Origin of the sequence: Streptomyces sp. LUP30, from assembly GCF_001746365.1 — a bacterium.
Taxonomy (GTDB): domain Bacteria; phylum Actinomycetota; class Actinomycetes; order Streptomycetales; family Streptomycetaceae; genus Streptomyces.
Map to the genome: position 1 here is coordinate 274,521 of NZ_MJAJ01000002.1, position 25,368 is coordinate 299,888.

The following is a 25,368-nucleotide window of genomic DNA, read 5'->3' on the forward strand; positions in this document are numbered from 1 at the left end:
CTGCTCTCAGGTCGATCTCAGGCCGGTCTCAGGTCGAGAGGATCGTCACCGCCGACGCGCCGGGCGCGCCGTACAGGTGGGTGTAGCCGACGCGCGGTGTGCCGGGGATCTGGCGGGTGCCCGCCGTGCCGCGCAGCTGGAGGACGATCTCGTGGATCTGGCGCAGTCCGGACGCGCCGATCGGTTCCCCGTTGCCGAGCAGTCCGCCGTCGGTGTTGACCGGGAGCCAGCCGCCGATCTCGGTGGCGCCCTCGGCGATGAGGCGTTCCTGCTCGCCGTCCTTGCAGAGGCCGTTCTCCGCCATGTGGATGATCTCCGAACCGGCGTCGGTGTCCTGGAGCTGGGCGACGTCGACGTCCTCGGGGCCGATGCCCGCGCGCTCGTACGCGTCCCGCGAGGCGTCCACGCTCGGGCTGTCCACGGCCTCGCCGACCGGGAACGACGGGCTCTGCACCTCGAACGCGCCGAGCCTGCGGCTGCGCAGGGCGGTGGCGCGTACCCGTACGGGTGTGGAGGTGTACTTGTGGGCCTGGTCGGCCCGGCACATCACGATCGCCGCCGCGCCCTCGTTCGGGCCGCAGTACATGAACTGACGCAGGGGGTGGTTGAGGACCGGGGAGGCGAGGACCTCCTCCGCCGACAGGGGCGTGCGGCGCCAGGCCTTCTCGTTCCCGGCCGCGTTGCGGAAGTTCTTGGAGGCCACGCGGGCGAGCGACTCGTGGGAGATGCCGTGCTCGTGCATGTAGCGGTTGATCTTCATGCCGAAGAAGTGGGTGGTGAGGAAGAGCCCGGTCTGCCCGTACCAGGAGGGGATGCCGGCCACGGACGGGTCGGCGGCGAACGCGCCGCGTGGGTGCTTGTCCAGGCCGATGGCGATGGTCAGGTCGTGCTCGCCGGTCTCGATGGCGCGGGCGGCCAGCGCCACCGCCGTACCGGCCGTCGCGCAACCGTTGAAGACACCGCGCAGGGGTACCCCGGTCAGGCCGAGCCGGCCGACGATCGCGTCCGGGTTGGCGACCTCGTAACTGCCGATGTAACCACCCTGGATCTGCGGCCAGTTCACGCCCGCGTCGGCCAGGGCCAGCCGTACCGCGTCCGCGCCCATGTCCAGCGCGGGCTTGCCGGGGAAGCGCCCGAAGGGGTGCAGGCCCACCCCGATGATGACGGCCTCGGTCATGACGCCTCCTCCTCGGTCCCGGTGGGTTCCTCGATCTCCGTGAGTTCCTCGGCCGGGGCGAACGCGAACGTCATGACCTCCGTGCCGTCGTCCTGCACCGTGTAGGGCACCAGCGTCAGCCGCATGGCCTGCCCGATCCACAGCTTGTCGGGGTCGGGTTCGGTCAGTCGCGCCTCGACGAGCAGCTCGCCGGGGAGCTCGATGTATCCGACGGAGTACGGCTCGAAGGCCTCGGGGCCGTCGTACGGCGGGGACGGCGGGCGGAAGTCCTGCGTCGTGTACGTCCACAGCGTGCCGCGGTCCGCCAGGAGCCGCTCCTTCGACTCGTCGCTCGCGCACCGGACGCAGGTCGCGGCCGCCGGGAAGCTCACCAGGCCGCACACCCTGCACTCGGAGCCGATCAGCCGGAGGGGTGCGGCGGCAGGCGGCCAGGTGAACAGGCCCTCCGCGACGGGGCGTTGTGCCGTGGCCATCTCAGGCTCCGTTCCGGTTGCCCAGGACGTCGGCGTTCGGAGCCGCCTTGGCCACCAGGTTCGGGACGACGGAGGACAGCTCCTCCGGCGCCCAGCGGGTGTCGGCACTCGCGGTGGGCCCGTTGACCCAGCCCTCCAGTACCGTGATGCGGTTGCCGACGACGCCGAACACCCGGCCGGTGACCTCGCGCGAGACGGACGAGCCCAGCCACACCACGAGCGGCGAGATGGCTTCGGGGGTCAGGTCCTGGCTCTCGGCGGCCTGCTTCATCATCTCGATGTCGTCGGTGAGCCGGGTCAGTGCGGTGGGCGCGATGGCGTTCACCGTCACGCCGTAGCGGGCGAGTTCGGCGGCGGCGATGAGGGTGAGACTGGCGATGCCGGCCTTCGCCGAGCCGTAGTTGGACTGGCCGGGGTTGCCGAAGATGCCGGACGGGGAGGTCGTGTTGATCACCCGGGCGTCGTTGTCCCTTCCGGACTTGGCGCGCTCGCGCCAGTACGCGGCCGCGTGGTGCAGGGTGGCGAAGCTGCCCTTGAGGTGGACGGCGATCACGCTGTCGAAGTCCCGCTCGGTCATCGACACGATCATCCGGTCGCGCAGGATGCCGGCGTTGTTGACCAGTACGTCGAGACCGCCGTAGGTGTCCACGGCCTGCCGGACGAGCCGGCCGGCGCCCTCCCAGGTGGAGATGTCGTCCGTGTTGGCCACCGCCTCGCCGCCGGCCGCGACGATCTCGTCGACCACGCTCTGGGCGGGTCCGGCGGAGGCGCCCGCGCCGTCCCGTCCGCCGCCCAGGTCGTTGACGACGACCTTCGCCCCGTGCGCGGCGAACGCCAGGGCGTGCGCCCGGCCGATCCCGTTGCCGGCGCCGGTGACGACCGCGATCCGGCCTTCGACCACTCCTTCAGACATGCTCGATTCCTCCATCGGAAAGGTCAGTTGGCCTGGGCGAGCAGGACTCGCGGGTTGTCGCTGCCGCAGCCGCAGCGGCCCGCGACGACGCGTCCGGTGACGCCGAGCGGTGTCTCGGGCAGGGGCGAGGTGCGGCCCTCCCCCGCGGCCACGGTCAGCTGTCCGTCCCGCTCGCCGAACCGCCATTCGGCGGCGTTGACATGGGCGCCGCTCCGCTCGGGGCACTCCAGCGCGAGAGCCGGTCCCACCGCCGAGATCACGGAGGCGGCCACCCCCACCGCCCGCAGCAGGGGTACGGCGGCGGGCCGGGCCAGCACGACGGGCGTGGACCGGAACATCTCACCGATGTCGGCCGTGCCGGCGAGCCCTTCCAGCGTCTCCGCCGACAGGCCGATGACCGCGTGCGGGGTCAGTTCGCGGTGGAAGACGGCGGTGCGGCGGTGGTCCCAGCCCATCGCCTCGGCGATGCCGTACGGCACCTTCAGCGTGCGCAGGGCGCCGATGACCGCGAGTCCCCAGAAGCCCTCGAAGCCGGAGGCGGTGAGCAGGGCCCGCTGCCCGGCGGCGAGGCCGTGTTCGCGCAGCCGTGCGGTGGCCCACTCGGTGTCGCGGGCGAGTTCCGCCCAGGTCAGCTCCAGGTCCCGCATGCCGTCGGCGGTGGGGAAGCGCAGGAGGTACGCGAGTTCGGGCCGGTCGAGCGTCCTGGCACGGGCCAGGGTGTCGGCGCGGGCCATCAGGTCTTCACCACCCGGGGGAATTTGGCGACGCTGGTCATGGTCTTCAACAGGTCCTCCTCGGTGCGCATGTCGAGCACCGGTTTGACTCCGGTCCGTTCGCGCACGGCCTCGCTCAGACGTCCGGCCAGGGCGTCGACGTCGCCGGTGAGATGGGGGTCGTAGCCGACGCGCAGCCGCAGTTCGTCGACCTCGCGCCGGTCCCGGACGATCTGGAAGACGCCCGCGACGGTCTCCGGCTGGTCCTCGACCGCCTGCCAGACGTCCCGCAGGACGACGGAGCGCCCCTGGACCACCGTCTCGTCGCCGCGCCGTCCGGCCACCCACATGCGTGCGTGGGTGCGCCCGCAGCCGCAGGTGTCGCGGGAGAGGCGGACGAGGTCCTCGCTGCGGTAGCGGATCAGCGGCGCGGCCCGGTTGTCCAGGTCGGTGGCGACCAGTTCGCCGAGGTCGCTCTCGGGGACGTCGTGCCAGCCGTGCTCGTCGACCTCGACGCACTCGGCGAAGACGGTGTCCTCCCAGAGGTGGAAGCCGTCGTGCTCGCGGCACTCCCACGCGGTGCCGGTGTCGGCGGCGCTGGTGTACTCGTAGACGTCGATGCCCCAGTCGCCGCGGATCCGCTCGCGCATCTTCCGGCTGAGGGGCTGGCCGGCGCAGGAGGCTCCCTTGAGGGAGGAGAAGGCTTCCCTCAGGTCGGTCGTCTCGGACAGGTGTTCCAGCTCCACCATCTGCGGATACATCATCTGCAGGTAGGCGGGTCGGTAGGTGCGCAGCGCCTCGACGACCTCGGTCATGTTGCCCATCCAGGTGTCGACCTCGATGACCACCGCACCCAGCGCCTGGAAGCCGGCGTCCATGAAGTTGCGGAAGGTGCCGGGCGGGCTCAGGACCCGGTCGCCGGGTCTCAGGCCCAGCTCCCACAGGTCCCTTACCTGTGCGGTCACCAGGGGCGGGGCGTCCTGCCAGATCTCGGCGAAGAACTCCGGGTCGCCGGTGGTGCCGGAACTGGAGGAGACCGAGGTCAGTTCCTCGACCGGGACGCAGAGCAGGCCGGCGAAGGGATCGCCGGTACGGCTGCGGCAGGCGCGGATCATGTCCTTGGTGATGAACGGGATGCGTGCCCGGAAGTCCGCCAGGGACTGGATGTCGCGGGGGTGGACCCCGTGCTCGTCCCACAGCTCGCGGTAGAACACCGAGTTGGCGTAGGCGTACTCCACGAGCTCCAGGAGTCGTTCCTCCTGCCGCGCGCGCAGTTCCTGGCGCGGCATGGTCTCCACCTGGGGCTCGAAGTACCTGTCAGCGGTGTCCCTGTCACCGACCATGGCGCCTCCTCGCGGCTCAGTGCCCAGATCTTCCAGCTATCAGCGCAATCAGTCAACCAATTGGACGGATTAGACGCGAGACTCGCGCTCCATCGATCTATATAGTTAACTATTAGAACTCATTCAACCACAGGAGGGCTGTCGTGAAGATCGTTGTCTGCGTGAAGCACGTGCCCGACGCCACGGCGGACCGCACCTTCACCGAGGACGGCACCACCGACCGGACGTCGGTCGACTCACTGCTGTCCGAACTCGACGAGTACGCCGTCGAGCAGGCACTGCGCCTGGCCGAGTCGGACGCCGACGCGGAGATCAGCTATCTCACCGTCGGACCGGACGACGCGCGTGACGCCCTGCGCAAGGCCCTGGCCATGGGCGGTGACTCGGCGATCCATGTCAGCGACGAGGGCATCGAGGGCAGCGACGCGTTCGGTACGTCACTGGTGCTGGCCAGGGCGATCGAGCGGCACGGCTTCGATCTCGTGCTGTGCGGGATGGCCTCGACGGACGGCACCATGGGCGTGCTGCCCGCGCTGCTGGCCGAGCGGCTCGGCGTCCCGGCCGTCACCCATCTCGAAGACCTGGAGATCGAGGACGGAACCGTCACCGGGCGCCGCGAGGGAGACAGCGCGACCGTACGGATCCAGGGCGCCCTGCCCGCCGTCGTCTCGGTGACCGACCGCTCAGGGGACGCCCGCTACCCCTCCTTCAAGGGGATCATGGCCGCGAAGAAGAAGCCGGTCGAGACTCTCGGCCTCGCCGAGCTCGGCATCGAGGCCGCACAGGTCGGCGCGGCCGGAGCCCGGTCGGCCGTGGACACCGCGACCCGGCGCCCGCCGCGCACCAAGGGCGAGATCGTCGCCGACGAGGGAACGGGCGGCATCGCACTGGCCGCGTTCCTCACGGTCAAGAAGTTCATCTGACCCCCCGCCCCGAAATATCTGCCGAAGGAGTTGCATCACCGTGGCCGAGATCCTCGTCCTCGTCGACCACGTCGACGGTGCCGTACGCAAGCCGACCCTCGAACTGCTCACCCTGGCCCGCCGCCTGGGCGAACCCTCGGCCGTCTTCCTGGGGCCGGGCGCGGACCGCGCGACCGAGGTTCTCGGCCGGTACGGCGCCCGGAAGATCCATGTCGTGGACGCCCCCGAGGTCGACGAGTACCTCGTCACCCCGGTCGTGGACGCCCTCACACAGCTCGCCGAGCGCACCGGCCCGGCCGCGATCCTGCTGCCGTCCGGGCCGGACGGCAAGGAGATCGCCGCACGGGTCGCGCTGCGGCTCGGCTCCGGACTCATCACCGATGCCGTCGATGTCACCGCGGGACCCGGCGGGCCGGTCACCGAGCAGTCGGCGTTCGCCGCGACGTACCAGGTCACCGCGCACGTCACCCAGGGCGTGCCGGTGATCACGGTCAAGCCGAACGCCACCGCCCCCGAGGCCGCCCCCGCCGAACCCGTCACAGAGAAACAGGACGTCACCTTCGGGCCGCCCTCGCAGGCCGTCCGGGTCCTGTCCCGCACACCGCGGGAACGCGGCGACCGGCCCGAGCTGGCCGAGGCCGACATCGTGGTGTCCGGCGGTCGCGGAGTGAACGGCGCCGAGAACTTCGCCCTCATCGAGCGGGTCGCGGACGCGCTCGGTGCGGCCGTCGGGGCGTCCCGCGCGGCCGTGGACGCGGGCTGGTACCCGCACAGCCACCAGGTCGGCCAGACAGGCACCCAGGTCTCCCCCCAGCTCTACCTCGCCGCCGGCATCTCCGGCGCGATCCAGCACCGGGCGGGCATGCAGACGTCCAAGACCATCGTCGCCGTCAACAAGGACGCCGACGCACCGATCTTCGAGCTCGCCGACCACGGCGTTGTCGGGGACCTGTTCGCGGTGCTGCCGCAGTTGGCGGACGAGATCGAGCGGCGCCGGAGCTGATCTTTCACGGCCCGGCCTTCCCTTCAGCCGACCATACAACTAAAATCGCTAACTGATTGCATCCATTGATGCGTGCAGCCTTGACCCGAAGGAGTGTCATGACGAAGATCTGGGTCAACTCCGGGGACTCCCATGTGATGGAGCCCGCCGACGTGTGGACCGCGCGGTTGTCCGCGCGGCTGGGCACACGGGCGCCGCGCAGCGAGCGCGGCGAGAAGTACGAGATGCTCTACATCGACGGCGAGCGCATCGACCGGCAGCTCGGCGACTTCATGGACGCGATGCGTCCGCCGGGCGCCTGGGACCTGAAGGTCCGGCTCAAGGACCTCGACCAGGAGGGCGTGTGGGGTCAACTGGCCTTCCCCTCCATGGGGTTCTGGCTCGTGTCGATCACCGACCGGGAGCTCGCCCGGGAGACGGTGCGGGCCTGGAACGACTGGGCCCACGAGGAGATCCTCAGCAAGAACAAGCGCGTCATCACCACCGCGTGCGTCTCGACGGCCGACATCGACGACGCGGTCGCCGAGGTCGAGCGGGTGGCGGAGCTGGGCTTCAAGGCGGTCTTCCTGCCGTGTTCGACACGACCGGGCGAGGAGTACGCCCTGGACCGCTGGGAGCCGTTGTGGACCGCGGTCGAGCGGGCGGGACTGGTGCTCGGCTTCCACATCGGCACCGGCGCGCAGAACGTCGTCTTCCGCGGACCCGGCGGCGCGGTCGTCAACTACATGGAGACCACGTACCCGGGCATGCGCGTCGTGTCCCACATGGTCGCCGGCGGCGCGCTGGACCGCCACCCCGACCTGAGGATCCTCATCGCGGAGGGCGGCGCGGGCTGGATGCCGGCCATCGGCGACCGGATGGACGAGGCCTACCGCCAGCACGGCATGTTCGTCCGGCCGAAGCTGAGCCGGCTGCCCAGCGAGATCATCAGGCAGCAGGTGTACGCCTCCTTCCAGCACGACAAGAGCTCGGTGGAGATCGTCGAGTCGACCGGCTACCGCAACGTGATGTGGGGCGACGACTACCCCCACCTGGAAGGCACTTACGGCCACACCCAGTCCACGCTCCACGACCTGTTCGACGGCGTGCCGGACGACATCCGCGAGCGCGTCACACGCGGCACCTTCAACGAACTCTTCCGCCTGCCGGAGCAGACTCCCCAGGAGGCGGCCGTCTGAGCGGCGCCGGCGGAACCACTGCGGTGACCACTCCCCCGTACCCCTCGTATCCCGAAGACCTGGAACGGCCCGGACTCGTCAGGACCGGGCGGTCGACCTTCGTCCGGCCCATCCGGCCGGAGGACGCCGACCGCCTGGTCGCCTTCGTCGGCACCCTGTCCCGGGCCACCCTGGCCTACCGCTCCCTCGGCCCGGTGGTCCGCGCCCGCGACGACGTCATCCGGCGCGGCGCCCACGTGGACTACCTCAACGAGCTGGCACTCGTCGCCCTGGCCGGTGACGAGATCGCCGGCCTGGTGCGCTACGTCCGCGACCCGGAGGAACCGGAACACGCCGAGGTCACGTTCACCATCCGGGACGACCACCAGAGCGAGGGATTCGGCAGGCTGCTCCTGGAGCACATCGCCGCCGCCGCGCGAGCACGGGGCATCCGGGTGCTGGAAGCCGACGTCCTCGCCGACAACGCCCGGATGATCAACGTGTTCCTGGGCTCCGGCTACCGGACACAAGCCGGTCCGCCCGGCCAGATCATCCATTTCGAGATCGCCGTCGACCCGCAGGCCCAGGCCGTGGCGCGGGCCGAGCGTCGCGAGCAGACGGCCGTACGGCGCTCGCTCAGACCCCTGCTCGAACCGCGCTCCGTCGCCGTCATCGGCGCCAACCGCGACCCGCTGACGATCGGCCACGAGATCGTCGCCAACCTGCTGCGGGGCGGCTTCGCCGGCAGTGTCTTCCCCGTCAACCCGCGGGCCGCGGAGATCGCCGGGGCGCGGGCGTACGCAAGCGTGCGGGACCTGCCCGAGCCGCCGGACCTGGCGCTGGTGGCCGTGCGCGCCGAGGCCGTGCCCGGTGTCGTGAGGGAGTGCGCGGAGGTCGGGGTCAAAGCGGTGGTCGTCGTCTCGACGGGCTTCGGAGAGACCGGAGTCGAAGGACGAGCCGGCGAGCTGGAGCTGGCGCGTTTCGCCCGCGCCTCCGGAATGCGGCTGGTGGGCCCGAACTGCATGGGCGTGGTCAACACGACCCCCGCGGCGCGGCTGGCCGCGACCTTCTCGCCCGCCCTGCCGACGCCCGGCCGGGTGGCGATGTCCAGCCAGTCCGGGCCGCTCGGGCTGGCGGTGCTCGACTTCGCCCGGCGGCTGCGGCTCGGCTTCTCGGGCTTCGTGTCGGTGGGCCACGCCGTCGACGTCTCCACCGACGAACTGCTCCAGTGGTGGGAGGAGGACCCGGGGACGTCGGTGATCCTGCTGCACGTCGAGACCTTCGGCGACCCGCGCCGGTTCGCCCGCGTCGCCCGCCGGGTCGCACCGCGCAAACCCATCGTCGCGGTTCATCCGGGCCACGCGGATTCGGCCGTGAGCTCGCTGTTCGCCCAGTCCGGTGTGATCCGTACCCGCAGCCTCCAAGAGCTGTTCGACGTCGCCCTGTTGCTCGCCCACCAGCCTCCCCCGCCCGGCGACCGGGTCGCCGTGATCACCAACGCGGGCGGCCCGGCGGCGCTGACGGTCGGCGCGTGCGCGGCGAGCGGCCTGTGCGTGCCCGCGCTCGGTGAGCGCACCCGGCAGACGCTCCGTCCGGCCCTCGCGCCCCACGCCGACGTCTCCAACCCGATCGACCTGACACCCACCGCCACCGCCGCCCACTACCGGCAGGCGCTGGACGCCGCCCTGGCGGACGACGGCATCGACGCGGCCGTCGTCCTGTTCATGCCACCGCTGGCGGACAAGCCCGACGAGGTGGCGTCGGCGATCCTGGACGCGGCCGCGGCCCGGCCCGACAAGCCCGTGCTGGCCAGCTTCCTGGGCGGTGCGGGCGTCGCCGACCTCCTGCACCGGGGCGACCTGGTGGTACCGACGTACACGTTCCCCGAGGCCGCTGCCACCTCGCTCGGACATGCGGCGGCCTACCAGACCTGGCGCAGCACCCCCGCGGGCGTCGTACCCGACCTCGCGGGAGTCGACGCCGAGCGGGCCCGCACGCTGATCGCCTCCTGTGCCCCAGGGCCGGTCCCGGCGACGGCCGCCGCCGAACTGCTCGCCTCGTACGGGATCCTCGTACGCGGGAGCGAACCGGGCCCCGGATCGGATGGTGGACCGGACGCGTTCCTCACCGTCCGTGCCGACCCCGTCTTCGGCCCGGTGGTCGCCTTCGGCCTCACCGGGGACTACGCCGACCTCATGGCGGACGTCGCCCACCGCGTCACCCCCCTCAGCGACCGCGACGCCCGGGAGATGGTCCGCTCGCTGCGGGCCGCCCCACTGCTGGACGGCCGGACCGGGGGCCCGGGAGTGGACCTCACGGCCCTGGAGGAGACCGTCCTGCGCATCTCGGCGATGGTCGAGGACCACCCCGAGATCGAGGCGCTGGAACTGCGCCCGGTACGGCTCCTGGCACCCGGGGACGGAGTGGACGTCGCGCACGCGACGATCCGGCTGGCCGACACCACAGCAGCGGGAGGTTCCTCGTGAAGGTGGGCATCTACTTCGACCTGCGCAACCCGCCGCCATGGCGGCAGAGTTGGTCGCGGGTGTACGGGTTCGCCCTGGAGATGTGCGAGGAGGCGGACCGCCTCGGCCTCGACTCGGTCTGGTTCTCCGAACACCACGGCTTCGAGGACGGCTATCTCCCCCAGCCGCTCACCATGGCAGCCGCGGCCGCCGCCCGCACCCGCCGCGTCCGCCTGGGCACCGCGGTCATCCCCGCACCGCTGCACGCGGCCCCCGAGATCGCCGAACAGGCCGCGCTCGTGGACATCATCAGCGACGGCCGTCTGGACCTCGGGCTCGGCACCGGCTACCGGGTGCCCGAGTACCGGCTGTACGACGCCGATCTCTCCAGGCGCTACACCACCACCGATCGGCGGGTACGGGAGATCCGCGGCCTGTGGGCCGAATCCCTGGTCACCCCGGGCCCGGTCCAGGATCCGCTCCCGATCTGGCTCGGCTACCAGGGCCCGCAGGGCGCCCGCCGGGCCGGCCGACTCGGCACAGGGCTGCTGTCGCTCGACCCGGCCCTGCTGACGCCGTACCGGGAAGGGCTCGCCGAGAGCGGGTACGACGTGGCGGCGGGCCGGATGCAGGGCTCGTTCACCACGTTCGTCACCGAGGACCCCGACGGCGACTGGCCGGTGGTGCGCAGGCACCTGGCGTACCAGTGGGACAGCTACCGCCGGTACATGGTGGAGGGCACCGACCAGCCGCTCCCCCGCCCCATCGACCCCGAGAAGTGGCGGGAGACGGGACTGAGCGCGACCGGGGTGGGTCGGTTCCTGTACGGCACCCCGCAGGACGTCGCCGGTGCCGTCAAGGCGTACGTGGCAGGGTTGCCGGTGGAGGGCGTGTTCCTGTGGGCCTCGCTGGCCGGGATGCCCGAGGACATGGTGGCCCGGCAGGTTCAGCTCATCGCCGGGAAGCTGCGCCCGCTGCTCGCCGATGTCTGACACCTCGATCTCCGACACCCGAAGTACCCGAAGTCTGAGCCCTCATGTCTGAGCCCTCATGTCCGAACCCCCTGTCTGACACTCCGACGCACGACAAGAGGAGTCACACCATGTCCACCACGCCACCGACCGGGCCTTGGCCGGGGGCCGACTTCCATGAGCCGCCCCGGACCCCCGGCGGGGTGGCCCTCTGCGGGGCGTGCCGCGCCGCCGGTTCCTGCCGGCTGGGAGTGGAGAAGGAGCGGCTGGACGAGGACGGGTCGGCGCGGTTCGAGCTGTCCTGCCCGCGAGACCAGGAGGGCGGGCCCGAAGTGGCGCACGGCGGCTGGACCGCGGCCGTGCTGGACGACTGCCTCGGCCATCTGCCGTTGCTGCACCGGGTGTTGAGCGTGACGGCGGAACTGACCGTGAGCTTCGTGAAGCCGGTGCCGGTACAGCGGCCGCTGGAGGTCCGGGCCTGGGTGGAGAAGCGGGAGGGCAGGCGCTGGTACATCGCCGGCGAGATGGTGCTGCTGCCGACGCGGGCGGTGCTGGCCCGGGTCTCGGGGATCTGGGTGACCCGGGACCGGGGCCACTTCGCACGGCACCAGGAGTGGCTGGCCGGTCAGGACGGCGAGGCGCGGTAGGAACAGCCGGCAGGCCGGGGCGGCGGGACCAGCAGGACCTGAACCAGGTCGGGCGGCGGGGCTCAGTACGACCTGAGCCCCATGCTGCGCGCTATGCCGTTGCGCTGGATCTGACTCGTGCCCCCGGAGATCGTGGCCACGATCGACTCCCGGTACCGGAAGCTCATCACGCTCTCCGTCGAGAAACCGTGCCCCGCGCAGACCTGCATCCCGAGCCGGGCGGCCGCCACGTACGTCTCCGATCCCTTCAGCTTCGCCATCGACCCTTCCCGCGTGCAGGGCTTGCCCTGGGCGAGCAGCCAGGCCGCCCGGTGAGCGAGCAGCCGGGCGGAGTCGATCTCGGTCTGCAGGTCGGCCATGGCGTGCGCGAGGGCCTGGAAGTTGCCGATCGGCCGGCCGAAGGCATGCCGGTTGCGGGCGTAGTCGAGCATCTCGTCGAGCGTGGCCTGCGCGGCGCCGAGATAGCCCCCGCTGATGATCACCTTCTCCAGCTCGATGTTGGAGAGCATCACCTTCCAGCCCTCGTCACGCGGGCCGACGAGGTTCTCCTTCGGCACCAGGACGTCGTTGAAGAAGACCTCGTTGGTGCCGAGGATGTGCCGGGCCAGGGTCGGGGTCCGGCGGACCTCGACGCCCTCGGTCGCGGGATCGACGAGCAGCAGGCTGATGCCGCCGTGCTTGGGCTCGCGGGGCCCGGTCCGCACGTACGTGGCGATGGTCGTGTCCGGCAGGCCGCCGCCCGTGCACCAGGCCTTCTGGCCGCGGACGAGGAAGTCGTCCCCGTGGTCCTCGGCGGTGGTCCGCAGCGCCGCGGCGTCGGACCCGCTGTCCGGCTCGCTGAGGCCGACGGCGAGCCGGTGGCGGCCCGTCATCACCTGCTCGCGGATGAAGTCGCGCTGTGCCTCGCTGCCCCAGCGGAACACCGTGATGCCGGGGATGAGCACCCCGATGTAGCACATGGCCACGTCGAAGCTGGCCCGCCCGAGCTCCTCGGCGATGAGGACGAGCTCCAGCGGTCCGCCACCGTCACCGCCCTCGTCCTCGGCGAACGGGAGCGAGAACCACCCCAGCTCGGCCATACCTCGAAACAGCTCGGGCGGTACGACGCCCTCCTCGTCCCACTGCTTGGCCTTCTCGGCCGGGCACACGTCGGCGACGAACTTCTGAGCCGTCGCACGCAACAGCTCCTGCTCATCGGTCAGCCCGAAGTCCACGGCCACTCCTCGCCATTACTAGGCTATTCATCTATCTAATTGTTCTATGTTAGCGGATACAGGGCAGTGGCGGTACTGCCTCACTGCGTGCGGGGGTGTCGGCGGCGGTGACCGTCGCCACGCGTGACGCCCGGAGCGGCCCGGATGCCGGTGATCAGCGGCACGGCGAAGGTCGGCAGGACGCCGAGGGCCGCCGACGGGCAAGAAGATCACTGCGAAGGGGGTCGCGCGCCGCACCGGGCATGTGGACGGTTCGGCGGCGGGCAAGGCGTCCGGCACGGTCGCCCGTCAGGACGTCCGCGGCGAGTCTGCCGGGGCCGGATGCCGTCAGCCCACCGACTCCGGTACGGCTGATTCCGCCGGGGCACGCCTCGGAGGGCCGGTGGTGACCATCAGACCCGCCACCAGGCCGGCCAGCAGCATGATGCCGGCGGCCCACCAGATGGCCACCGTGTAGCCGTGCACGGTGCCCTCGGCCGCGACCTGGGCCCGGCGCGCGGGGCCGGTCAGATGGGCAGAGAGGTAGGCGGCGCTGCTGGTGGTGGCGATCGTGTTGAGCAGCGCCGTACCGATGGACCCACCCACCTGCTGTGAGGTGTTGACGGTGGCAGAGGTGACGCCCGCGTCCTGCGGAGCAACCCCGGCGGTGGCCGTGGCGAAGACCGGCATGAAGGTCAGGCCCATGCCGAGGCCCATCAGCAGCAGCGCGGGCAGGATCTCGCCGGTGTAGGAGGAGTGGACGGTCATTTGGGTGAGGATCACCATGCCGCCCGAGGCGAGGAGCATGCCGGGGACCATCAGCATGCGCGGCGCCACGCGGTTCATCAGCCGGGCGGAGATCTGGGTGGAGCCGATGATGATCGCCACGGTGAGCGGGAGGAAGGCGAGGCCCGTCTTCACGGGGGAATAGCCGAGGATGACCTGGAGGTAGTAGGTCATGAACAGGAACAGGCCGAACATCCCGATGATGGCCAGGCCCATGGTCAGGAAGCAGCCCGCGCGGTTGCGGTCCTTGATGATGTGCAAGGGCAGCAGCGGCACCCGCGCCTTCGTCTGCCACCACACGAAGACGGTGAGCAGGACGATCCCGCCCGCGAAGAGCCCCAGCACCAGGGGGTCGGTCCAGCCGCGCGGCTGGGCCTCGCTGAAGCCGTAGACGATCGCCACCAGGCCGCCGCAGCCCAGCACCGCGCCGGGCACGTCGAGCCGGACGTCCGCGTGGCCGGGGCGGTCGTGGAGCAGTACGAGGCCGCCGACCACGGCGATGACGGCGATGGGCACGTTGACGTACAGGCACCAGCGCCAGTCGAGGTACTCGGTGAGCAGACCGCCGACGATGAAGCCGATCGCGGCGCCGCTGCCGGCGAGTGCGCCGTAGATCCCGAAGGCTTTGCCGCGCTCCTTGGGGTCGGTGAACGTCGTGGTCAGGAGGCTGAGCGCGGAGGGGGCGAGTACGGCCGCGAAGGCGCCCTGAAGGGCGCGGGCGCCGAACAGCATGCCCGATCCGGTGGCCGCCCCACCGAGCGCGGAGGCCGCCGCGAAGCCGACCAGACCGATCACGAAGGTGCGTTTGCGGCCCACCAGGTCGGCGATACGGCCGCCGAGCAGCAGAAGCCCGCCGAAGGCCAGGGTGTAGGCGGTGATCACCCACTGACGGTCGCCGTCGGAGATGCCCAGGTCCTCCTGCGCGGAGGGCAGCGCGATGTTCACGATCGTCGCGTCCAGGACGACCATGAGCTGGGCGAGGGCGATGATCACCAGGCCCCACCAGCGGCGGGGGTCGGGTGCGGTGTCGGCGGAAGATTCACCTGTCCGGGTGACACTCATTCCGACAGAACACCATGAATCGCCCGGCATCGCATCCTTAGGCCGATCGGCGGCGCTTGGGGGGCGCGTCAGCGGGTGCGTTCGTAGTGGCGGCGCGCTTTTTCGCGGTTGCCGCACACCGCCATCGAGCACCAGCGGGCACGGTTGGCACGGCTGCGGTCGAGCAGGAACAACTGGCACGCGCCGTTGGCGCAGGGGCGCAGCCGGCCGGGCATGTGCTTCTCGGTGGCGGCCCAGGCGAGAACCACCTCGACGGCCAGCCGGGCGTGCGGCGGAGCCTCGACCGTCCACTGAAGGCCTTCCGAAGTGATCTCCGGAATCTGATGGACCCCTTCGAGCAGCGGGCTCAGCCCGGCGGGCGAGCGTTCTCCGCGCACTACGTCCCGCAGGATGTCCCGCGTCTCGCGCAGCAGCGCCAGTTCCGCGAGGCTGCCTTCGCCGCCGTGCTCCCGCGCCCAGCGTCTGCCTCCGGCAGGGTCGCCGAGCGCGTCCTGTTCCTCGCCGTCGACCAGTGGCCGGCTGTTGAGCAGGTCCAGCAGCGTGTCCATCGAGGTCACTCCCTTCTAACCGGATTACGTCGTTTGACAGGTTAGCCCACCCCGTGCTTGCATGACGAGGAACTAACCAGATCAATGACTTGAAAGGGTTAGACATGAGCTCGGTGCACCACCGGACCGCCACCGTCGACGGCCACGAGACCTTCTACCGTGAAGCCGGCCCCGCCGACGCCCCCGCGATCGTCCTGCTGCACGGCTACCCGACCAGCTCGTTCATGTTCCGCGAGCTCATCCCGCTGCTCGCCGACGACTACCACGTCATAGCGCCGGACCACCTCGGCTTCGGCCACTCCGACGCCCCCCTCGTGGGAGAGTTCACCTACACCTTCGACGCCCTCGCCGAACTCACCTCCGGACTGCTCGACCACCTGGGCCTGGACCGCTACGCCCTCTACGTCCAGGACTACGGCGCCCCCATCGGCTGGCGCCTCGCGCTCCAGCACCCCGAACGGATCTCCGCCCTCGTCACCCAGAACGGCAACGGCTACGAGGACGGCTTCGTCGAGTCGTTCTGGACCGATGTCTGGGCGTACGGGGCGAATCCCGGTCCCGACACCGAACCCGCCGTCCGCGCCGCGCTGAGCGTCGACGCCATCCGCTGGCAGTACGTTCACGGCGTGCCCGATCCGAGCCTGGTCAGCCCGGACACCTGGGAGCACGACTTCGCTCTCGTCTCCCGCGAGGGCAACGACGAGGTCCAGTTGGCGCTGTTCCGCGACTACCAGAACAATCGCCCGCTCTACCCCCTGCTGCACGAATTCCTGCGCACCAGCGAGGTCCCCGTGCTCGCCGTCTGGGGCCGCAACGACGAAATCTTCGGCCCGGCCGGCGCGCGAGCCTTCGCCCGCGACGCCAAGGACGCGGAAGTGCACCTGATCAACGGCGGCCACTTCCTGCTGGAGAGCCACCTGGACGTCGTCGCGGGGTACCTGCGCGGCTTCCTCGGGCGGGTGCTGGGGGGAGGCGCTACGCCCGCACCGAGCGTCTGAACCGGTACGCCCCGTGTCATGCTCCACGAGCGCGAAGTCGATCTCGTCGAGGTCGAGTTGCCCGCAGTCGTCCATGACCTGGGCGACGTCGCCGGGCACCCGGGCAAGGCACCCGGGAGGCCCGACGGAGGGAGCGCGACGGTCAGTAGCCACAGTCGGTGACCCACTTGTGGGAGGAGATGCGGTCGTTCCGCGGCGACGCGTGCGCGCACACCGACCCCGGCATCACCCTGTGGGCCGCCCACCTGTCGTATATCCCGTGCGCGCCCCCGTGCGGTCCGCGGTGCGGCCTTCGTCCTCCAGGTGAGTCATGGCGTAGCCGCGCTCGTCAGGGTGACGGCCCAGGCGCGCCATCACCCACGCGGTCCTGGCGTCCATCCCCTCACCGAAGTCGGCGGCCAGGCGCCGCGCGTGCCACGTCGTGCGCGGGGCGAGTGCCCAACGCACCAGCGGGAAGCGGACCCGGCCGGTACCGGCAGCCGTCCTGCCTGCTCCGCCGGTCGAGCCCTCAGGATCGCGGTCATGGGTGTTCGGGTCGGCCACGACCGCGAGTCTGGCGTCGGGCACACCTTCCTGGAGGCCACCGGGCCGGAGATCACCGGGATAGGCGTAGGCGGCGGCGACGTTGACGACAGCCCGACCGTCGGCGGCTTCACGAGAGAGCCGTCGGCCTACGAGGCGGAGGGACGGCGCGGAGCAGCTCCCACAGCGGGCGTGAGCCGGATGCCCAGATTCCGAGCGTCTGGCGGTCGACGACGTGGAGACGCTGCTGCTCGGCGAAGTTCACGGCGGGTGCGGTGACCCGGCCGTTGGTCACGATGACCGCCACGTCGGCACCGTGGACCTGACGGGCGGTGCCGTTGAGGACCTGGAGGTCCGGCGTGCCCACGGCGGAGCCGGCGAGACCGTTGCGCCGGTGTTTGCACTGGATCACCCAGCGCCGCCCGTAGGGGTCCGTGGCTTTCACGTCGGCGCCCAGGTCGCCGCCACCACCCACACGGGTCGCGTCCCGGCAGCCGTCGCGACGCAGCAGGTCGCGCACCGCGTCTTCGAACTGCGTGTGATGGAGGGCGTCCAGCTGGGACAGGCCGTAACGCAGGCCCTGCGTGCGGACCGCTGCCCACCGCGCCTCCTGCTGCCTGTGGTACAGCCGGCCGCCGCCGGCCAACGCCGCGAGCGCGCCGACGACGGCCAGGATCCACCAGTGAGCCAGCAGCCAGTTCACCACGGTCACCACGAGGGCGGCCGCGAAGAGGGCGGCCACCACGATGCCGATCAGACGGTCATCCGCGCGCTGCCGCCCCCTGCCCGGCCTGCGGGTGCGCCGCCGCGCGGACGCACGCCTGGTCGCCGTCCGGCGCTTGCCCGTGTGGGGGCTCACCGGCTGGCCTGCGTGACGCCGCTCGCGAGCTGCCCCAGGACGTTCAAGATCCCCTGACCCGCCCTGGTGGGTGCGATCAGGACCCCCAGCGCCAAGACGATGACGACCGTCAGCTTCTCGTCGAAACGGCTGCGGGCCTCCGTACGCCGCCGCAGCCGCCAGACCACGATGACTGCGAGCAGCACCGCCACATTGATGGTCAGCAACCGTCCAGACCTCCCCCACCGACCGGCCACCAGTACACGGCAACGGCACTTCGCCGCCCCAGCACTCTTGTGTAGCCGGACCCCGGTGATGTGGGAGATGGGTTGCCGACGAATGGCACAAAGCCATCGGACCTGGCCGAATACCGCGTGACCTACTCCCAGCCAGCGATGTGCACGGGGGTGACGAGGTCACGGCGTCGATCAGCTCGGACACCGGCTCGATCAGATAGACGAGGCACAGCAGGAAGGCGATCAGGGTGGACGGCGGGTGCCGGCAGTGGCTCGCCTGGTCGAGCCGACCCCGTGTGTCTCGCCGAGCGCAACGTGGCTGCTCGGGCGTTCAGCCTCAGGCCGGATCCCGTGAGGATCGTCCAGGGAACGCGAAAGGGCCCGGATCGTGTGGATCCGGGCCCTCTTCGACAGTAGCGGGGACAGGATTTGAACCTGCGACCTCTGGGTTATGAGCCCAGCGAGCTACCGAGCTGCTCCACCCCGCGTCGTTGTCCCCTACCGTACGCCATCCCAGCAGGCGCCGAAGACCACTTTTCGGCGCAGGGCTCCGCGCGGCGAAGCCGACGTCGGTCGCGTACTCGCACCGGCCGATCCGGCCCGGGCCGCGGAGCGGGCAGCCGCGACCGGCGTGGACCTCCTGATCGAGCCGATCAACGGCCCTGACGCGCCCGGATACTTCCTGAGCACCCAGACGCAGGCGCACGCCATGGCGCACGCCGGCACCACCACCGTGGCGGCGACGGACGGACCGCACCACGGCGGTGACGAACATCTCCATCCCCGTATGACGCCGCGGTGCGTTTCGCAGCCGTGGTGCCCCACCTGGCAGCACGGGTTCCGCCGCCTGCTCACCCTTGTCTACGGCGGCGCCCCGTTCCGTATCGGGACGGGGAAGGCGTCAGCGGTCGCACGGCCGGCCGTGTGAGGGCTTCCGGTCCCGCGAAGGCGTAGAGCGCCGTGCCGAACACCGCGAGGCACAGTGCCGTCCAGGTCGCCGCGGGGGCGCCGGTCGGCAGCAACATCCAGGTCGCCGCCCTCGCGGGCACACCGGTCGCCGAGGGCGGAGCGAGGAACGCGAACGCGAGCCAGGTGAAGGGGAACGCCCAGGCGTACCGTCCGCCCGCGACCGCCGCGCCGAGAGCGGCCAGCCCCGCCAGTCCCGCGCAGTCCCTGGCGACGAACGCGGCGGTGGCCAGGTCCTGGCCCACCGCCTGCACGGTCAGGAACACGGCGCCGACGATCGCGCCGCCGAGCAGCACATGCGCCGCCCTGCGCGGCCCCCAGCGGATCGCGGCGGTGCGGTCCAGGTCGAGATCCTGCCCGCCGAGTCCGATCGAGAGGGCCATGGCGCCCGCGGTGAGAACGACCGCGGGCAGTTGCGACCCACCGGGCGCGGCGCTGCCGTCCCCAGTGAGCGCCCACACGCCCGCCGCGCTGATCAGCACCGTGGCGAGCGATGCGGGCACCTGGCGCGAGTATGCGTACAGCATCAGCCATCTCATCGCGAAGGACCGCCTTTGAGCACCTCGAACGCGTCGCCCTCGCAGGAGAGGGCGGCGGCGCGCATCGCGTTGATGCGCGCGAGCTGTTGCGCCCGTGGCAACGCCATGAGCTCCTTCCACACCGGGCGGACCCTGGCGACGACGGCGCGGTTCAACGCCGCCGACCCGGTGCCGGGCAGCGGTTCGAGATCCCCCAGCACCCAGCCCAGCGCGACGGTCTGCGCGAATTGGTCGCCGCCGAACGTGCTCCAGCCGACGGGACTGCATCCCGGCACCATGCCCTGGGCGACCAGAGCCTTGGTCACCTCCTCGCCCTTCGCGGCGGCGAACATGTCGTCGTCGAAGTCGAAGAGCACGGTCGTGCGGGACCACCGTGGCGTGGCGCCGTCCGGCAGCACGGCGGCGTTCTCGCGGACCGTCACCGGTGCGGACGAGCTGATGGTGCGTCAGGAGACTTGTCCCGGTGGCGGAGCCGTACCTCGAGAAGGCAGCAGACCGTCACGGCCTGCGCGCTCGGCGGTGGCAGCGCCGTGGACACGGGCGCAAGGCGCCCGCTCCTCACGCCGCGTCCGCGTCGGACAGGCTCGTCAGCCAGGGACAACCTGTCCCCGGTTAGAACTACCCTTCATCCGGTTCCCGGTTCGCGCCAAGATTGCCTTGTCGAACAAAGGAGGCCGGACGATGGACCGGGCGTTGCTGGCAGATTTTCTCCGAGCGCGTCGTGAGACGTTGCAGCCGGAGGATGTCGGGCTCCCCCGCGGGCAGCGGCGCCGCACCGGCGGGCTGCGGCGAGAGGAGGTGGCGGCGCTGGCCGAGATGTCGGCCGACTACTACAGCCGAATCGAACAGCAGCGAGGTCCGGCGCCGTCGGAGCGGATGCTCGTCGCGCTCGCCCGGGCGCTGCGCCTCAACCAGAGCGAGCGCGACCACCTCTTCGTCCTGGGCGGGATCCCGGCGCCGCGGCGGATCCTGCGGGACGACTACATCGGTCCCACGATGATGCGGATCGTCGCCGGCCTCTCGGACGTGCCGGCGATCGTGCTGTCACGGCTCGGCGAGGCGTTGCTGCAGACGCCACCGGCGGTCGCCCTGCTCGGTGACTACACCCGATACTCGGGCATGTCCCGTTACCTGGTCTATCGCTGGTTCACCGGTGACGCGCGGGTCCGTGGCCTGTATCCCGTCGAGGACCATCCGATACGGGGCAGGGTCTTCGCCGCGGAGATCCGGGACGCGTACACGGCGGATCCCACCGGGAAGGCCGGCGAGATCGTCGCGGCGCTGCTGGAGGTCAGTGCCGAGTTCGCGAACATCTGGCGGTTGCACGAGGTGGGAGTGACCCATCATCACGACCTCAAGCGCTACCTGCACCCCGAGTTGGGGGAGCTGGAGCTGTACGCCGAGATGCTGTTGGATCCGGAGCAGTTTCAGACGCTGCTGGTCTTCACCGCCGTGCCCGGTTCCCCGAGCCACGGCAAGCTTCGGCTCCTGACCGCCGTCTAGCGGCCGTCGTCCCTCACACCTGAAGGCATTGTCTCGAAGCCGAGGCATGCCGGGTCCCACGATGATTCAAATTCGAAGCATCTTCTCCGTCACGAAAGGGTGGTATTCGCCATGAAAGCAGTGCGTTTCCATGAGTACGGCACTCCGGACGTCTTGCGTTACGAGGACGTGGAACAACCGGTCCCCGCGGCCGGGGAGGTCCGGATCCGCGTGGCCGCGACGTCGTTCAACCCGGTCGACGGCAACATCCGCGCGGGCTTCATGCAGGGCCCCATCCCGGTGACCCTGCCGCACACACCCGGCATCGACGTCGCGGGCACGGTCGACGCACTGGGTCAGGGCGCGGACAAGGTCAGGGCGGGTGACCAGGTTGTCGGCTTCCTGCCGATGACCGCCCCCGGCGCGGCGGCGGAGTACGTGCTCGCACCGGCCGACCTGCTGACGGCGGCACCCGCGAGCATCCCGCTGACCGATGCGGGCGGGCTGCCGCTGGTCGGGCTCACCGCCTGGCAGGCCCTCTTCGACCACGCCGAACTGACCGCCGGCCAGCGGGTGCTGATCAACGGTGCGGGCGGCGCGGTCGGCGGTTACGCCGTCCAACTGGCCAAGCACGCCGGCGCACACGTGATCGCCACGGCCGGGCCGCGCAGCGGCGAACGCGTCAGGAGGGCGGGCGCCGACGAGGTGTTCGGCCACGGGGTCCCCGAACTGTCCGCGCTGGTCGACGTCGTGCTCAACCTCGCGCCCGTCGACCCGATGCAACTGGCCGCGCTGACGTCGGTGGTCCGCGATGGCGGCATCGTGGTGAACACGACGGTGTGGATGCCTGCGCCCACCGACGAGGAACGCGGCGTGCGCGGCGTCGACCTCTTCGTCAACAGCGACGCCGCGCAGCTGGCGAGACTGGTGACGCTGGTCGACTCCGGAGCGCTGCACGTCGACATCGCTCGACGGGTGCCGCTGGCCGAGCTGCCGGCGCTGCACGCGGAGGCCGCAGAAGGCGCGCTCTCCGGCAAGGTCCTCGTCCTTCCCCCCGCCGCCTCCCTCACCTAGGCGACCTCTCCGGCACGGCGATCGCGTCGCGCCCTCCCCACGAGCAGTCGAGCCGTCGCGGGGGCTGCACTCTGCCGGGTCTCGCAGAGCGCGGCCCCAGGACCCACTTTGGCGGTGGCGACGACGCCGGGACGGAGGCCGCGACGACGGAGGCGGTGACCAGGCCTGTTGCGGGCGTCCGGGGTCTGCCTGGTAGCGCTCGGGACGACGACGGGAACGGTCGGGCGGCTAGCATCTGCGCATGCTCTTACGTCGCAGTCATGACAACTTGGCCGCCCTGCCGCGCGATCCCCGAGCCGACCAGTATCCGATGCCGACCGTGCCGTACGGCTGGTACGCGGTGCTGCGCAGCCGTGAACTGCGACCGGGCAAGGTGGTCAGCCTGCACTACTTCGGGCGGGCTCTCATCGCCTTCCGGGGCGGCGACGGCCGGGCAGCCGTACGGGACGCGCACTGCCCGCACTACGGCGCGCATCTCGGGGCGGGCGGGAAGGTCGTGGACGGCACGGTGGAGTGCCCCTTCCACGGGTGGCGGTTCGGCGTCGACGGGCGGTGCGTGAAAGCCCCGTTCGCGGTGCGCACACCCAATGTGTCCCTCGCCGGGTTCCCCGTCCGCGAGCACAGCGGGCTCGTCTTCGTGTACGCCGGGCCGGGCGAGCCGTCGTGGGAGGTTCCGGAGATCCCCGAGACGGGAGCGAAGGAGTACGCCGCACCCATCGACGACACGTGCCGGGCACGCGTCCACATCCAGGAAATGCGCGAGAACATCGTCGACGAGTCCCACTTCCACTTCATCCACGGCCAGAGCGAACCCCCTGTCCAGGACTGGCGGGCGGACGGTCCGTTCGCCGAGGCCCGTGGCCGGATCTCCCGCCGCGTCCTCGGCCGGGTCATCGACAACACCTTCGACGCGTTCATGTACGGGCCCGGCGTCATGGTGGTGCGTACCCACGGCCCCGTCCTGTCGGTGACCGCCATCGCCCTCAGCACGCCCGTCGACGACAGCATCAGCGAACTGCGGATGCTCTACTACATCCGCAAACCGGCCCGGCTGCCGTTCCTGACGCCCCTGGCCAAACTCGTCTTCCGCATGGAGGCTTTGGGCGAGGTGCGCGAAGAGGTCGGGATCTGGGACCACAAGGTCCACCGGGCCCGCCCCGTCCTGCTTCCGCACGAGAAGGGCATCAAGGCGCTGCGCCGCTGGTACGCGCAGTTCTATCCGGCCGACTGACGGATCGCTCGATCGATCGATCGGCCAGGGGTGACGCGCCGAGCACGCGACCGGACGGGCCGCCTCCTCGCTCCGTCCGTCGGTGCAGCGGCCCGCACGGCATGCTTCATCCGGGTCACCGGTCCGTGCCGCCGTCGCCCCCCCGGACGCGTCGTCCTCCCGCTGTGACAGAGGCGGCGCCAGACCGGCGACCAGCGGACGGTGGCCCGGACACAGCCCGACCTGGTTCACGTCCCTGTGATCTCCCAGGCGGCCATGCAGCTCACGCATCGCAGGTCAGGAACCGCCCCGGCCATATCGACGTGCACGTACGGGGAGCGCCCTGGATGCCGTGCGAATCGGGACGGGGTCGCAACGGTCGACGGACGGATGTGAGCACGGACCACATGGATGCACACGAGGACGACGTAATGGAGTTCGCGCTCCTGCTGACGCGTCTGAAGAAGCGCACGAACCACAGCTACGCGGCGCTGGCTCGCCCTCTGGGCATGACTGCCTCCACGGTGCATCGCTACTGCACCGGTGAGGCGGTCCCCCCGGACTTCACCGGGATCGCGCAGTTCGCCGCGCTGTGCCGAGCCACCCCCGAGGAACGCGCCGAGCTGCACCGCCGGTGGATCCTGGCAGCCGCGGCACGGCAACGCCTCCGGCCATCCCGTGCCCGGCGGGCTCAGACGCCCGGCGGCGCCCCTGGCTGCGCGGCGGCGGTGGCATACTCGCGCCCCAGCGGTCCGGCGGACGACGCACCCGAACCGATGCCGCCGTCCACCCCGCGCCCGGGGCCGGCGTCGCCGAGCGAAGCGAGCCCGCGCCTCGAGCAGCGCCGACGACGGCCCGGGCGAGCTGTGGCACTGGCGGCGTCGCTCGCCGTCGCCCTCGGCGGCCTCACCGGGTCCGCGGCCGGCCCTCCTGCCGACGGTGCCGAGCCGTCGGCTTCCGCCCGCGTCACCATGCCGGACACCTCCGCACCGGTCCCGCACAGCGACGGCGACAGGCAGGAGAGCCGAGCGACCGCCGATGCGGTCCCACCGTCGGCTTCCGCCCGCATCACCACGACCGAACCCTCCGCGCCGGCCACGCACAGCGCCGACGGCGCGCAGGAGAACGAACGGGACGCTGGTACGACCCCGATGTCGCCCCCGCTCACCTGGACCGCCGACTCCCACGTCTGGGGGGAACTCGGGTGTGACCACGACTACGTCATCGCCAAGCCACCTCAGCAGGTCCCGCCACCGCCGCTCCCGGCCGACGCCGGGCCGTGGGCCGCGTCCCAGGGCGCCGTGCACGGGCGTGACACCAATGTGCGGATCACGGTGCAGGGACGCGGCTTCGCCGCCGCCTTCCTGGAGGCACTGCATGTGCGTGTGGTCAACCGGGCCGTCCCTGCCGGCCGGCCCGGGGACATCGCCTACTCCATGGCCGACGGTTGCGGCGCCACCCTTCAGCCCCGCTACTTCGCCGTCGACCTCGACGCGCGCAGACCCCTGCCCCGTGTCATGCCGGCCGGCCGCCCCGACTCACCCAGCTTCGCGGTTGACTTCCCCTACCGCGTGTCCCTGCAGAAGCCGGAGGTTCTGCTGGTCTTCGCAGGCACCGAGTCGTGCACCTGCGACTGGTACCTCGAACTCGACTGGTCCTCGCAGGGCCGAAGCGGCACGGTGCGCATCGACGACCACGGCCGCCCGTTTCGTACGACCAGCATCAAGGGACTGCCTCACTACTGGTTCCGCAGACCCGCCGGCTGGGTCCCCATGACCACTGCCGACGGCGACGCGGAGACGGGCTGACGAGCGGTGTCGGCCGCGCCCGATGACCGGCCGACACGGCGCGCGTGGTCCACGCGTCCCGGAACGGCATCCCAGGGACTCCTGTTTCCCCAGGTCAACAGGGGTGGGATGGTCCCGCCGTCCCGGCTTCGGCGGCGACTGTTGGCGGGGGTGTCCGGTCTCCTGGAGTCTGTGGACGTCGCACCGGCCGAGGCGGCACGACCGCCGGGCCGGCAGGACGGAACAACCACCCTGCGCCTGTTCACCGGGACACCTTTGTGCCCGGACCGTGTTCGGCGTCTCGCACCACGCGCCGTCCCGCGACGCAGGGATTCACCCGCG

Annotated in this window: 24 protein-coding genes and 1 tRNA gene; 11 read left to right on the forward strand and 14 right to left on the reverse strand. The window is 71.1% G+C overall.

Going from position 1 to position 25,368, the window contains the following annotated elements; all coding sequences use genetic code 11:
- Positions 1 to 28 precede the first annotated feature (28 nt).
- Genes BG482_RS03130 through BG482_RS03150 form a run of 5 tightly spaced genes read right to left on the reverse strand, consistent with a single transcriptional unit; the run spans position 29 to position 4,619 of the window.
- The gene (locus tag BG482_RS03130) at positions 29 to 1,177 is read right to left on the reverse strand and encodes a thiolase family protein (protein ID WP_069767261.1); all 1,149 of its coding nucleotides are present in this window, start codon (positions 1,175 to 1,177) and stop codon (positions 29 to 31) included.
- Entirely contained in the window at positions 1,174 to 1,650 is a 477-nt protein-coding gene (locus BG482_RS03135) for a Zn-ribbon domain-containing OB-fold protein (RefSeq protein WP_069767262.1), read from the reverse strand. Before BG482_RS03135 ends, BG482_RS03130 begins: the two co-directional genes overlap by 4 nt.
- Position 1,651: 1 nt before the next feature.
- Positions 1,652 to 2,563 (reverse strand): SDR family oxidoreductase, encoded by a 912-nt coding sequence (locus tag BG482_RS03140; protein WP_069767263.1) that lies wholly within the window; start codon positions 2,561 to 2,563, stop codon positions 1,652 to 1,654.
- Positions 2,564 to 2,586: 23 nt separating this feature from the next.
- Positions 2,587 to 3,297, reverse strand: coding sequence for a hypothetical protein (locus BG482_RS03145; RefSeq protein ID WP_069767264.1), 711 nt, complete (start codon positions 3,295 to 3,297; stop codon positions 2,587 to 2,589).
- On the reverse strand, positions 3,297 to 4,619 hold the full coding sequence (locus tag BG482_RS03150) for a phenylacetate--CoA ligase family protein (RefSeq protein ID WP_069767265.1): 1,323 nt from the start codon (positions 4,617 to 4,619) through the stop codon (positions 3,297 to 3,299). The genes BG482_RS03145 and BG482_RS03150 overlap by 1 nt, the downstream gene beginning before the upstream one ends.
- A gap of 161 nt (positions 4,620 to 4,780) precedes the next feature.
- On the opposite strand from BG482_RS03150, the gene BG482_RS03155 reads away from it, so the two are divergent.
- From BG482_RS03155 to BG482_RS03180, 6 genes are all read left to right on the forward strand, one after another.
- Entirely contained in the window at positions 4,781 to 5,542 is a 762-nt protein-coding gene (locus BG482_RS03155) for an electron transfer flavoprotein subunit beta/FixA family protein (protein ID WP_079141558.1), read from the forward strand.
- Between the two features lie 40 nt (positions 5,543 to 5,582).
- A complete protein-coding gene (locus tag BG482_RS03160; protein WP_069767267.1) occupies positions 5,583 to 6,545 on the forward strand; it encodes an electron transfer flavoprotein subunit alpha/FixB family protein in 963 nt (320 codons plus the stop codon).
- Between the two features lie 98 nt (positions 6,546 to 6,643).
- Complete coding sequence (locus BG482_RS03165) at positions 6,644 to 7,723, forward strand: amidohydrolase family protein (protein ID WP_069767268.1); 1,080 nt, start codon at positions 6,644 to 6,646, stop codon at positions 7,721 to 7,723.
- Positions 7,724 to 7,746: 23 nt separating this feature from the next.
- Positions 7,747 to 10,188, forward strand: a complete 2,442-nt coding sequence (locus tag BG482_RS03170) for a GNAT family N-acetyltransferase (RefSeq protein ID WP_069767269.1) — start codon at positions 7,747 to 7,749, stop codon at positions 10,186 to 10,188.
- Complete coding sequence (locus BG482_RS03175) at positions 10,185 to 11,159, forward strand: LLM class flavin-dependent oxidoreductase (protein WP_069767270.1); 975 nt, start codon at positions 10,185 to 10,187, stop codon at positions 11,157 to 11,159. Before BG482_RS03170 ends, BG482_RS03175 begins: the two co-directional genes overlap by 4 nt.
- 110 nt (positions 11,160 to 11,269) lie before the next feature.
- A complete protein-coding gene (locus BG482_RS03180) occupies positions 11,270 to 11,785 on the forward strand; it encodes a PaaI family thioesterase (protein WP_256096226.1) in 516 nt (171 codons plus the stop codon).
- A 62-nt stretch (positions 11,786 to 11,847) separates the two neighbouring features.
- On the opposite strand, the gene BG482_RS03185 is transcribed toward BG482_RS03180, so the two are convergent.
- From BG482_RS03185 to BG482_RS03195, 3 genes are all read right to left on the reverse strand, one after another.
- Positions 11,848 to 12,999 (reverse strand): acyl-CoA dehydrogenase family protein, encoded by a 1,152-nt coding sequence (locus tag BG482_RS03185; RefSeq protein ID WP_069767272.1) that lies wholly within the window; start codon positions 12,997 to 12,999, stop codon positions 11,848 to 11,850.
- A gap of 327 nt (positions 13,000 to 13,326) precedes the next feature.
- Complete coding sequence (locus tag BG482_RS03190; protein WP_069767273.1) at positions 13,327 to 14,826, reverse strand: MFS transporter; 1,500 nt, start codon at positions 14,824 to 14,826, stop codon at positions 13,327 to 13,329.
- A 68-nt stretch (positions 14,827 to 14,894) separates the two neighbouring features.
- On the reverse strand, positions 14,895 to 15,374 hold the full coding sequence (locus BG482_RS03195) for a CGNR zinc finger domain-containing protein (RefSeq protein WP_069767274.1): 480 nt from the start codon (positions 15,372 to 15,374) through the stop codon (positions 14,895 to 14,897).
- Positions 15,375 to 15,478: 104 nt separating this feature from the next.
- Between BG482_RS03195 and BG482_RS03200 the strand changes: the two genes are divergently transcribed.
- Positions 15,479 to 16,372: an alpha/beta fold hydrolase gene (locus BG482_RS03200; protein WP_069767275.1), complete on the forward strand. Its 894-nt coding sequence runs from the start codon at positions 15,479 to 15,481 to the stop codon at positions 16,370 to 16,372.
- A 225-nt stretch (positions 16,373 to 16,597) separates the two neighbouring features.
- Here the strand turns inward: BG482_RS03200 and BG482_RS03205 are convergent, their stop codons facing one another.
- From BG482_RS03205 to BG482_RS03235, 6 genes are all read right to left on the reverse strand, one after another.
- Entirely contained in the window at positions 16,598 to 16,939 is a 342-nt protein-coding gene (locus BG482_RS03205) for a hypothetical protein (RefSeq protein ID WP_069767276.1), read from the reverse strand.
- 85 nt (positions 16,940 to 17,024) lie between these two features.
- A complete protein-coding gene (locus tag BG482_RS03210; protein ID WP_069767277.1) occupies positions 17,025 to 17,753 on the reverse strand; it encodes a restriction endonuclease in 729 nt (242 codons plus the stop codon).
- Positions 17,750 to 17,959: a hypothetical protein gene (locus BG482_RS03215; RefSeq protein ID WP_069767278.1), complete on the reverse strand. Its 210-nt coding sequence runs from the start codon at positions 17,957 to 17,959 to the stop codon at positions 17,750 to 17,752. The genes BG482_RS03210 and BG482_RS03215 overlap by 4 nt, the downstream gene beginning before the upstream one ends.
- Positions 17,960 to 18,382: 423 nt before the next feature.
- Positions 18,383 to 18,456: transfer RNA gene (locus BG482_RS03220), tRNA-Met, on the reverse strand.
- A 363-nt stretch (positions 18,457 to 18,819) separates the two neighbouring features.
- On the reverse strand, positions 18,820 to 19,473 hold the full coding sequence (locus BG482_RS03230; protein ID WP_069767280.1) for a hypothetical protein: 654 nt from the start codon (positions 19,471 to 19,473) through the stop codon (positions 18,820 to 18,822).
- Positions 19,470 to 19,895, reverse strand: coding sequence for a hypothetical protein (locus BG482_RS03235; RefSeq protein WP_069767281.1), 426 nt, complete (start codon positions 19,893 to 19,895; stop codon positions 19,470 to 19,472). Before BG482_RS03235 ends, BG482_RS03230 begins: the two co-directional genes overlap by 4 nt.
- Before the next feature lie 259 nt (positions 19,896 to 20,154).
- Between BG482_RS03235 and BG482_RS03240 the strand changes: the two genes are divergently transcribed.
- From BG482_RS03240 to BG482_RS03255, 4 genes are all read left to right on the forward strand, one after another.
- Positions 20,155 to 20,976: a helix-turn-helix transcriptional regulator gene (locus BG482_RS03240; protein ID WP_069767282.1), complete on the forward strand. Its 822-nt coding sequence runs from the start codon at positions 20,155 to 20,157 to the stop codon at positions 20,974 to 20,976.
- 111 nt (positions 20,977 to 21,087) lie between these two features.
- Positions 21,088 to 22,029 carry an NADP-dependent oxidoreductase gene (locus BG482_RS03245; protein ID WP_069767283.1) on the forward strand — a complete coding sequence of 314 codons (942 nt, stop codon included), beginning with the start codon at positions 21,088 to 21,090 and terminating at the stop codon, positions 22,027 to 22,029.
- Between the two features lie 241 nt (positions 22,030 to 22,270).
- Positions 22,271 to 23,260 (forward strand): Rieske 2Fe-2S domain-containing protein, encoded by a 990-nt coding sequence (locus BG482_RS03250; RefSeq protein ID WP_256096227.1) that lies wholly within the window; start codon positions 22,271 to 22,273, stop codon positions 23,258 to 23,260.
- 386 nt (positions 23,261 to 23,646) lie between these two features.
- Complete coding sequence (locus BG482_RS03255; RefSeq protein WP_069767367.1) at positions 23,647 to 25,047, forward strand: helix-turn-helix transcriptional regulator; 1,401 nt, start codon at positions 23,647 to 23,649, stop codon at positions 25,045 to 25,047.
- The last annotated feature ends 321 nt before the right edge of the window (positions 25,048 to 25,368 follow it).